Origin of the sequence: Streptomyces sp., assembly GCF_036566765.1 — a bacterium.
Taxonomy (GTDB): Bacteria; Actinomycetota; Actinomycetes; order Streptomycetales; family Streptomycetaceae; genus Streptomyces.
On sequence record NZ_DATCVQ010000464.1, the window covers coordinates 1 to 9,816 of the forward strand.

Annotated in this window: 8 protein-coding genes and 2 pseudogenes; 1 reads left to right on the plus strand and 9 read right to left on the minus strand. The window is 65.5% G+C overall.

All coding sequences use genetic code 11. From position 1 onward, the window contains the following. A pseudogene (locus VIU94_RS27510) lies at window positions 1-317 on the plus strand (transposase family protein); the annotation flags it as partial. A 20-nt stretch (window positions 318-337) separates the two neighbouring features. Here VIU94_RS27510 and VIU94_RS27515 read toward each other — a convergent pair. From VIU94_RS27515 to VIU94_RS27555, 9 genes and pseudogenes are all read right to left on the minus strand, one after another. Beyond that, window positions 338-529, minus strand: coding sequence for a hypothetical protein (locus VIU94_RS27515; RefSeq protein WP_331915170.1), 192 nt, complete (start codon window positions 527-529; stop codon window positions 338-340). Beyond that, window positions 526-1,320, minus strand: a complete 795-nt coding sequence (locus tag VIU94_RS27520; protein WP_331915172.1) for a hypothetical protein — start codon at window positions 1,318-1,320, stop codon at window positions 526-528. Before VIU94_RS27520 ends, VIU94_RS27515 begins: the two co-directional genes overlap by 4 nt. Beyond that, window positions 1,317-3,368, minus strand: coding sequence for a hypothetical protein (locus tag VIU94_RS27525; RefSeq protein WP_331915174.1), 2,052 nt, complete (start codon window positions 3,366-3,368; stop codon window positions 1,317-1,319). The genes VIU94_RS27520 and VIU94_RS27525 overlap by 4 nt, the downstream gene beginning before the upstream one ends. Next, complete coding sequence (locus tag VIU94_RS27530; RefSeq protein ID WP_331915176.1) at window positions 3,368-4,105, minus strand: hypothetical protein; 738 nt, start codon at window positions 4,103-4,105, stop codon at window positions 3,368-3,370. Before VIU94_RS27530 ends, VIU94_RS27525 begins: the two co-directional genes overlap by 1 nt. Window positions 4,106-4,262: 157 nt before the next feature. Next, window positions 4,263-4,997 carry a Crp/Fnr family transcriptional regulator gene (locus tag VIU94_RS27535; RefSeq protein ID WP_331915178.1) on the minus strand — a complete coding sequence of 245 codons (735 nt, stop codon included), beginning with the start codon at window positions 4,995-4,997 and terminating at the stop codon, window positions 4,263-4,265. Next, entirely contained in the window at window positions 4,994-5,488 is a 495-nt protein-coding gene (locus VIU94_RS27540; RefSeq protein ID WP_331915180.1) for a Pycsar system effector family protein, read from the minus strand. Before VIU94_RS27540 ends, VIU94_RS27535 begins: the two co-directional genes overlap by 4 nt. Before the next feature lie 355 nt (window positions 5,489-5,843). Then, window positions 5,844-5,996, minus strand: coding sequence for a hypothetical protein (locus VIU94_RS27545; protein ID WP_331915182.1), 153 nt, complete (start codon window positions 5,994-5,996; stop codon window positions 5,844-5,846). 618 nt (window positions 5,997-6,614) lie between these two features. Then, window positions 6,615-7,946, minus strand: coding sequence for a hypothetical protein (locus tag VIU94_RS27550; RefSeq protein ID WP_331915184.1), 1,332 nt, complete (start codon window positions 7,944-7,946; stop codon window positions 6,615-6,617). A gap of 532 nt (window positions 7,947-8,478) precedes the next feature. Then, window positions 8,479-9,276: pseudogene (locus VIU94_RS27555) on the minus strand (IS5 family transposase); the annotation flags it as partial. Between the last annotated feature and the right edge of the window lie 540 nt (window positions 9,277-9,816).

Here is a 9,816-nt window from a genome sequence, read left to right on the forward strand (position 1 = left end):
GCACTCACGACCTGACCGCCGCCCGCACTCACCGGATCATCCGGATCTGCGAGCGCCAGGGCGTTCCCATCCTGGCCGATCTCGCCTACCAGGGCGGCGGCGCGCGTGGCTGACCACCGGCATCAAGCGCAGGCCCCTGCAGGCACTCACCTCCACTGAAATGACCCTCAACCGTGCACTGGCCGCTGCACGAGCGCCGGTCGAGCGCGGCGTCGCGCGCTTGAAGCCCTGGCGCATCTTCCGCAGGTCCCCGGTGCAGCCCGAATCGAATGACGTCAATCGCCAAGGCCATCCTCACGCTGGAGCGGCAACGCTGAAGAGGCTCATTGATCGCTCACTACCTTTCGTCGCCGGAGTCCTCGGCGAGATGTCCGTGGTGGCGGTACACCATTTCGTCGGGGTGGCGTGTCACTCGTGCCAGCCGCCAGGCCGCGTCGTAGGACATGCGGCCGCGTTCTTGAGCACGAAGCCGCATGGCCAGGAGACTGGTTGCCGGGTCGAGCAGCCAGCGCAGGGCGGTTAGCTTCATCGGGCCGTGCCCGCCTCAGTGACGGGGCGCGGCTCTCCCCCGTCACTGACACTCATGGGCGAATCAGCGGCCGGTGGCTCGCCTGGCGCCGGCCAGGCGGGCGCATCATTCCATCCCATCTGGTCCAGGACGGTGCGGACGGTGGTGGTGAAGCGTGCGTGTTGTCCTGGGTTGTCGCCCAGTTTCTCCCAGACGTACAGGAGGGTTTGGGCGATGCGTTCCGCCTTGGACTGGATGTCGTCGGCCGCCCCGACCAGCGGAAGGATCTTCTGCTTGAAGACGTCCCAGTCGAGGGAGTCGAGATCCTCCAGGTGGCGGTCGAGCCACCAGATGCGCGTGACGTCTGGCGTGTCGAAGACTGCTTGTCTGAACCGTTCTCGGCGTTCGTGTTCCTGCGCGAGCTGGAGTGTCACCTCGCGTAAGGCGTCTTGGTATCTCTGAGCCCGGTCCGCGTTCTGCTCGGAGAGCATCAGGTTGATGCGTGCCTTCAGCCAGAGGCCAGGAGTGTCTTTGGGGGTGTGCCAGCCTGCCGCGGCAAGGGTGAGGCGTTCCTGTGCGGTCGTGAGATGTTCTGGAAAATGACGCTCGGTGATGCCTCGCCCGAGTTCGTCCAGCGCGAGCCGTGCGGCTGCTCGGGCCGTGGCTGTGCCGCCGGCCTGGAGAGAGGCGTGTGCTCGGTAGGTCAGGGTGCCGCGGGCGCAGAAGCGGATACCGGGCAGACGGGTTGGCCACTGGGCCCGGATCCGACTGCGCCGGCCACTCCACCACGGGCCAGGTCCGTCGATCGTCAAGGGGTCGATGCCTCCTCGGACTCCCGGTAGCGGCAAGCAGCCCGTTCCAGGACCTCCCGCCAGAACGGATCGATCGCCGACTCCTCCGTCACCATGAGCCCGTCGAGGCCAGAGCGGCGGCTGGGCGGAGTGAAGATGTCTGTGAGCAGGTCCAGCACCAGTTCCCGGCGCTCGGGATTGTCTTGGAACCGCTCTTGCCACCGCGTCAGTTGCCTGTCGACGGCCTTCACCGCGGCGTCGGTGGACAACAGTTTCTGCCAGGCGCGGACGAGGCGCAGCCGGGCCTGGCGGGCAGGTACATCGTTGAGGACCAGGTCTGTTCCCTCGTCGCTGGAGACGAGGGCGAGGAATGCTCCCAGAGTCTGGCGGCGCACAGTCGCGTCGGCTTGTCCGCTTTCAACATCGCTGAGCCATTGGTCGACCGCCTTGCGTACCTCGTCCGGCCGCCGCAGGGAGAGTTGCTGGAAGGCGTGGACGACGGTCGCGGAGCCGAAATCCTTGTGGCCTGCCGCCTTGCCCAGCCGTGTCAGTGCGAGGACCGGCTGGTCGATGCCCCAGGCACCCGCGCAGATCTCAATGACGAGGTCGACTTTGTTGGCCGAAGGAGTCTTGGCATCCACCCACTGGCGCAGGCGATTACTGACGTAGCGGCCGAACTCGGCATCCCCGGCTGCTTTGGTCAGGGATTCCACGGCCAGGACCCGTCGAGGACCCGTGAGGTCACTGGCCAGCCCGTCGAGGATGGCCCGGTCGTGCCGGTGCACTGCCAGCGCCAACAGCGCAGTCGTGACCCGGCGGGCGTCCTCTTCCGGGATGGTGCGGTCTGCGGCGATCCCGATGGCCCAGGTGCGCAGGAGGTCTCGTTGGGTGGGGAACTCGTCCCACAGGTGGCGCAGGATGGCTGCGGGCAGGCCTTCCATCGTCTCGTTGTGGAGGGCCCGGTCCCCGTTGCGCGTGATTTTCGCGGCTTCCAGTCGGCTCGATGTCGTGGCGTCGGTCAGGACGTTGGCCGGTTCGCGTTCAAAGTCGAGTCGGGCCAGAAGGTCGTCGGCTGCCTTGATGACGGACCTGCTCTGTCCTCCATGCAGCAAGGCGCCGGCCCAGACCATGACCCTGGTGGACAGCAGCTGCGCGTCGCTCCCCCGCACCCGGTCCTCGCTGAGGAGGCTTTCGATTTCGGTGTGCCAGTCACCGAAGTCCTTCACGATCGCCGGGATGTCCTCGGGGCCGAATGCCCGGATGAGACGGCTGGCCAGACGCCAGGCCGCCCGCGCGGAGGGATTGGCCTTCCAGATGTCTCCAAACTTCTCCTCCAGCCAGGCCACACGATCACCGCGATGATGCGCCCGCAGTTCGGCCGTGACGAGGGCCCTGGCGTCGGGAGACTCCAGCCGGATGGTGAAAGGCAGCGTGGGTTCGGCCCAGTGGCCATACCAGTCGGCGGGCGTGGCAAGGATGACGAGGAAGGAGTTCTTCTTGCGCAGGTCCTCCCCATGGCCGACCAGGTCAGTGCCCAGTCGGCCGTCTGGCCGCTCCGGGAGGTCGGAGAGATCGAGGACGTATCCCGTCGCTGCCTCCTCCGGCAGCGGACGGACCGAGGGCTTGGACCATTCGGGGTCGAGGTCGAAGATCGTCGGCGCAGGGTTGGTCGCCGTATGCAGCAGGCGCATAGCAGCGGTGCGTCGACCACTCCCCGGGGCTGCGCAGAGCACAACGATTCCGTATGTGTCCAGCAGTTTGGAAGCGGCCACCCACTGGTCTGAGTTGCGCGGCAGGACGAACCGTCCCTCCTGGCTTGCCTTGTAGTCGGCGTCGCTCTCGGTGATCGGGACAGGGATTACCTGGTCACGGTTCAAGTGCAGGTTGTAGGCCTGGATGCCGTGCTTGCCGGAGTGAGTGAAGTTCACCAAGCCGGGATGCGACTGACCATTCGTCTCGCCGCCTTGCGGTAGTGGAGAGTGACCTGCGGGCTCGTTCGGCGCTGCGGGTTCCGCCGAGGGTGCCGTGGAGTCCGTACGGTCTCGCTGGCCCTGCTCGTGGTCGATCATCACTGCCCCCGTCCCGCGCCGAAGTGGTTGTAGGACTGGATGCCGTGTTCGCCGGAGTGGCTGAAGCTCACCGTGCCCGGGGCCGACGGAACCGCCTCAGGTGCTGCTCCGGACGCAGGGGCTGGCTTCTCCGTGGCCACGTCCGCAGTGTCGAGGGGTTCGAAGATGTCCGGGTCCGCAAGCCGCCAGTCGAAGCCTGGGATGTGGACGTAGGCCGGCTGCTGGAACTTTTTCACTTTCACCAGATGCCGCATGAACTGGTCGGGCAGGACGTCGCCGTTGACGCAGCCGCTTTCGAAAACGTCCTCGTAGACGCGTTGCGAGATGATCACTGCGGTGTTGGTGATCTCCGGGTTCGCGCGGTTCAGCAGGGTGCGCAGTGCGTCGTCGTCCAAGAGCCGGTGCGTGTGCACCATCGGTACGCCCAGTCCGGTGTGCGGCAGCGGGCCGACGTGGATGCTCACCCTGAGCTGCAGGGGCGTGCTGACGGGGGCATCGGCGCGTCGGCGGGCCAGAGCCTGCCGGAGGGCGTCGGGGAAGCAGCCCACCAGCGCGGGCAGGACCTCCGGGTCCATGCCGGCGACGTAGCTGTCTCCAGCGTGCTGGCCGAACATCCGCCGCTCCCAGTGAGCGCTCACATTGCTGGCGCTGAGCGCCTGGGCCAGCAACGGCGGGATGTCGGCGTTCACTTGCTGCATGCCCTTGCTGTCCAGTGCGCTGAAGTTGCGGGCGTCCACGGCCAGTACGGCCCGATAGGGCCACAACGGTTCCCATGACGGCAACATGTGCCGCTCCTCTCGTCGGGTGCTGTGCCGCGAATCGCGGCGAACACGACCTTCGTGGAGCAGCAGGGACGAGATGGTCCAGGATTGGACGGTACGGGCGTGCGCTGAGTCACATGGTGGGTGTGTCGTCCTGACAGCCGATGCCGCCGGGAAGATGTTTCTCGTCCCGGGCGGCTGCCTTGAGGTGGGCGATGTTGTTGATGACCAGGTTCCGCCGGCCGAGCGTTAGGACTCCAGCCGCCTGGAGCTGGCTGAGAGCGTCAAGCGCTGATGAGCGGCTCATGGCCGCCATGGTCGCCAGCTCCGTCCGGGCCATACCCAACTCGACGACAAGGCCGTCGTCGCCATGCGGATGACCGATCTCGTCTGCGAGGTGACTGACGATTCGGGCCATGCGTGCCAGGCGTGGCAGGTGCGCGAGGTCCGCTCGCAGGCGTTCGTGGCTGTTCAGCCGTTCTACGGTCAGCTCGTACACCACCGTCTCCAGGCGATGGCGCTCCACGTAGCCCCGGAAGGCGTGAGCCGGCAGAACAAACCCCGTACACAGGCGGACTGCAGTGACGGAGGCAGAGCGGGGGCGTCCCAGCAACGCGCCCATCTCCCCAAGTACTTCGCCTGGTCCGCGCAGCGTCAGCGTTAGTTCGTCCCCGCACTCATTGATCTGCGCCACCTTCACCAGGCCGTCGACCAGTGCAATGACGGAGTCCGGCGACTCGCCTTGACGCAGCAGCAGGGATCCGCGCCTAAACGTTCGCCGACGCCCGCGTTCCACCAGGTCGCGCCATACGTCGGCGGATACAAGGGAGCAGAAGTTCATCAGAGTCCTGCCCTCCTGGTGTTTCATCCGACTACGGTCGCGAGAGCGATGGCGGCGCAGCCCGCAACCGCCAATATGAGCGACCATTGCACGCGCCGGTGCTTGGTCCAGGCGATCTCGCTCATCACCACCAGCTGCCGGGACAGCGGCGGCAACGGGTCTTTGTCCCGGAGGATCTCTTCGAGCGCCGCCGGTTCCAAGTGCCGAACGTGCCCGAAGTACAGGAAGTCGTCGTCACGTTCCGCACCCCGCCGCTCCTTTCGGAGGTTCGGCGAGATAGCCCAGGCGGCACAGCTGGCTCCGCCCACCATGAGTGAGACGCCACACCACAGCAGCAGCCGCGTTACGCCCGAGTCAAGGTCCCCGGCCGCCCGTTGGGAACCCGCAATCAGCCCTACGACAGCCAAGGCCGTGGATTGCATGGCCAGCGCAAACGAGGCTTTCGAATCAGCCTTGGCTGTCAAATCCGCGACAGCTGCCTGTATCCGCCACGCAGTCTCCGTCGGTTCGGCCGCCATCGATCTCCCCCTCCGTGCCAGGCAGGACATTCACCTACCAGCTCGGGCAGAAGCCTGGACCGTCCACCTGCCCCGAAAACCTCACTTGGGGCACCTTGGCTGAGAACGGACACCCAGGCAGACAGAAATGAGCAACTCACCCGAAGGGCAGGACTAGCTTCAGCGCACACCGGCAAGCGCGGCGGGCTCCCTCTCAGGCTGGCTGCTAGGCACCACCGCCATCACTAGCCTCACCCGTCGCCTCACCCGCTCCTAAACGCTCGCAACACGATCTTGTGTTGGCGGGGCATGACCTGTCGGGCGGTCACGCCAAGTCATCGCCTTCGCCACGAGCGCTATCCGAGTCGCTGCGGAGTCACATGGAGTGCTCCTGCTCGACGAGGCCACAGCAGCGCTCGAATACGAACAGACGCGTCAGGTCGAGCACCTGATCCGGAAACTTTCCAAGCAGGGAACTGCAGTCGTGGTCGTCTCGCACGACCTGCCCCTTTGCTATGAGGTCACTCACCGCATTGGTCATCCTCAACCGAGGACGCAAGGTCGCAGACGTCCGAACAGCCGAAGCAGACCGTGACCACGTCGTGGATGGATCACTGGATCCCGCGCCTTGATATTCGTCCCCTGACAGGTGAGCGAACCCGACAGCGGGCAGACTGGGCCTGTCCGCCGTCGGCAGGTGAACTGTTCGGACAGGTCGGTGATCTTGGCGGGCTGGTGACTGCGGTCGCTAGCGATGGTTGGCTGGTCGGTGGCGGGGCGGCCTCGGTTTGGGGCGGTGGACGGTGTCGATGCGCCCGGCAATTTTCCAGCGGATTCCTCCGATGACGGTCCGCACGGCGTGGGCAGCGTGTCCGAGGGGGACGCCGGTGATGCTGATGCGGGACCGGCTGGATGTGGTCTTCGCGGGGTGTTCACGGACCCCAGTGCGAGAGACGTCTACGCGGCTGACGTCCAACGTGCTGCAGGTCAGTCACGGAGAAGCTGGCGATGAGGAGACAGCACAGCAGATGCCCGTACCCCTATTCCGCCAAAGGGGTGCGGGCCCGAAGTTTGGAGCATGTCCAGCTGTGCCGACCAGGACAGCTGGTACCGCTACGAGGCGGCGCGGTGAGTCAACCTCCTCCGCTCATACCCAAACCCTGCCCTCATCAGCGAAGTACGGCCACGGCTCCTGCCCAGGTACGCCTTTCCTAAGCAGCTGCTCCATGCCACGCGCCCACACCTGCAGATCGCTCAATTCCAGCATGAGCTGCTCAAGTCCTGCTCTGGCCATCGTGACCTGACGACCGTGCCCTCTGATGATGACGACAGGCTGGGCCGACTCCATGTCGGCCCCACTGGGCAGGACCCACTCAGCATCCAGCCCCTGCTTGCCAAGTTCCTCAATGAAGTTGTCCGACGACAGTGTCACGCTGAAGACAAGGACATCAGCAATGAGGCCAGCACACTGGCCGGGCTGGAGCGGATAGATGCCCCACGGCGGGGCCATGGTGTTGCGCGCGGCGCTGTCCCCGCTGCCGAAGCAGATGTTCTGTCCGGTCAACCGCGTACGACGCAACAGCGACGCATATGAGGCGTGGAACCGTCGAGTAGCATCCTCAATCCCCCATTTGTCGCCGGCTGCCACGACGTCGAGCGCCAGGAGAGCACGCTGCCCTGGGACACGCATCGTCTTGAGCCCGTCCCGATGCGCTCGGGCAAAGGCATCACTCAGCGCAGACAGATGGGTGGCATAGGGCACGCCGGTCTCAACGAGAACGGCCTTGTCCGACCCGGGGAGCGGCCCACCGATGTGCAGCGCCTCGGCAGCAAGCCGCGTTCGAGCCAGCTGGGCACTCTCCTTCCGTAGCGGATTTGTCTTCAACTCGTACAAGTGAATCTCCTGCCCGCCGTCCTCTCGATCGTGGAACACGGTCACGTCACCGATCCGCAGACAGTCAGTGATGTCGTGGAGCAGAGCGAAGTGCCGGTTCTCGCTCCACAGCTGCTCCACGAACTGGATCTCGTGAGCCGTGCCCTCCTTGCTGAGGGTCATCGGTCCGGGTGATTCGTTACGACGCAACGCGAGAATGTAGCGACGGTCGTACCGGAAAGCGCGCCAGGCCATGGCGTCACCGATGGAGCGCAGCTGGCGCCCTACGCGCTCCAGGACGTCGTACTCCAGTCGCCAGTCGTCCAGGTCATAAGGATCGCCAATAACGAGCTCGGGGGCGTCGACCGGCAACGACTCCCTCTTCCTGAGTCGCTTGATCACTCGCGAGCGTTCCGCCCGGGCGAGGTTCACGGCGAGCGTGGCCGTCAGAAGCTCCCGCTGGAACGTCACAAAGTCCTCGGCACTGTGGCACTCGCGCAGGTCCTTGATGAACCCGACCAGCCGCTCACCGTTCTCCCGGTGGAACGGGTGCTTGATCAGTGCGTCCAGACGGTCAGTCGGCATATCAGTCAACATCGGAGCCACGCACCGCATTCTCCCGCCAACGCGCGGCACGCTCCACTGAATTCGCCAGTCGTACTCAGACTGCGAAGAGCTCGTAACACGATCTTGTGCCCTCAGGTTCTGCATCGCTGACACACAGGTGCCTGCTGGCTGGCGATACTTGAACCATGGACAGCTACGAGGGCACCGCGACGCTTGAATGGTGGGCAACCGATCGACGTGTCTGGGCAGGCTTCGTGTGCGGATCGCGGTCTGTGCCGCCGGAGAGACCTGGAAGTGCGAGGCGATCCTCGAATCTCCCCTGGCCACAGAGGACAGGGAGAGCTTCGATTTCCTGATGCAGCTCGATCCGCGCTTCACCCTGCGCTTTGACGACGCGAGCACGCTGTTGGTCCACGTCGTTGAAGCAGGAGTTGAGGGACAGCTCATCCTCACCGCAGCCGGGACGGACGCTGCAGAGCCGACCGGAACCAGGCGCGTGCCGCACCAGTAGCCCCAGGGCCTCTTGAGGTGCCGCGCTGCGCTTGATCGCTTGGAGCGTGATCAGGAGGGCCCTCTTGAGGCGTCTCCAGCAGATGAGGCTGCAGGCGAGGGAGACGAAGGCATCGTGGAGTTCAGTTCGGCGTTCCCAGCGGACGGCGAGGCGTTCGAACTGGTGGAGAAGGGCGAAGGTCTGTTCCACGACGTAGCGGAGCTTCCCCATGCCCTTGATGTTCGGTGACCCTTTGCGTGAGATGACGGGCAGGATCCGCCGTCGACTCAGCTCGGCGCGGTAGGCATTGGAGTCGTAGCCCTTGTCACCGAGCAGGGCGTCGGGCCTGCGACGGGGCCGGCCGGGACGGCCCGCAATGGGCGGGATGCCGTCGACCAAGGCGAGGGTCTGGGTGACGTCGTTGACGTTGGCCGCGGTGGTGATGACCTTGAGCGGGGTGCCGCGTCCGTCGCATCTCAAGTGGTGTTTACTGCCGGCCTTCCGCCGGTCGACCGGCGACGGACCGATGTCAGCCCCCCCTTTTTCGCGCGAACGTGGGAACCATCCACGCACGCCCGTGACCAGTCGAGTTCACCGGCCGCGTTCAGCTTCGCGAGCAGGACCCGGTGGAGCTGGTCGAAGACGCCGGCCTTCTGCCACCGGTCCAGACGCCGCCAACAGGTCTGTCCGGAGCCGAACCCCAGCTCCGAGGGCAGGAGTTGCCAGGCTATGTCGTTGTAGAGGACGAACAGGATGCCCTGGAGGCAGAGACCGGTCCAACACCGGCCTCGGCCCCGGTGACCGCTCTGGCCAGGGCGGCAGCAGCGGCTCGATCAGCGCCCACAAGTCGTCGTCCACGATCCACGGCCGAGTACTCACACCATCGCGAACGGTCGAATCCGCACACCGGTCACGGCCGACCGGGACGGCACAGCAAGATCGTGTTACGAGCTCGAAGCGGTACTTGACCTGCACCTCAAAGGAACCTGACTGCCCGCCAGAACGACCGTACCGATATCGCCCGTAACGCTCAGACCGCACGGCCCACTCCACCGGAGACACGGCGGACAATACTTCGAGCCCACCCGAGGCTTCCCACCCTGCCGCCTGCTGCCTTCCTGCTACGCCCCCCATCAACCCATCGCCCGATATGCCCCGTCTGCCCACCCGCCGATCAGACTGGACGGACAATACTCAGGGTCGAAATTCGACCCGGATTCGACCCGGATACTTTATTCAGCGAGAAAACATAGCCTCTGACCTGCGGAAATATTGAGCGGCAGACGAGTCGGGCTGTACGCCGGGTTCTGTCGCCCGGGCGCCTTGCGGCGGCCGGGGAGACGGCCATCCATCTAGGGCCGGTGTTGCCACCGGCCTCCTGCGGTCTACCCGCGAACTCGGGCGGGCAGCCCTCGAACG

Excerpts from the sequence above, each read along its gene's own strand:
- VIU94_RS27515 (WP_331915170.1), bottom strand. The coding sequence starts at position 529 with ATGAAGCTAACCGCCCTGCGCTGGCTGCTCGACCCGGCAACCAGTCTC.
- VIU94_RS27525 (WP_331915174.1), bottom strand. The coding sequence starts at position 3,368 with ATGATCGACCACGAGCAGGGCCAGCGAGACCGTACGGACTCCACGGCA.
- VIU94_RS27535 (WP_331915178.1), bottom strand. The coding sequence starts at position 4,997 with ATGAAACACCAGGAGGGCAGGACTCTGATGAACTTCTGCTCCCTTGTA.
- VIU94_RS27540 (WP_331915180.1), bottom strand. The coding sequence starts at position 5,488 with ATGGCGGCCGAACCGACGGAGACTGCGTGGCGGATACAGGCAGCTGTC.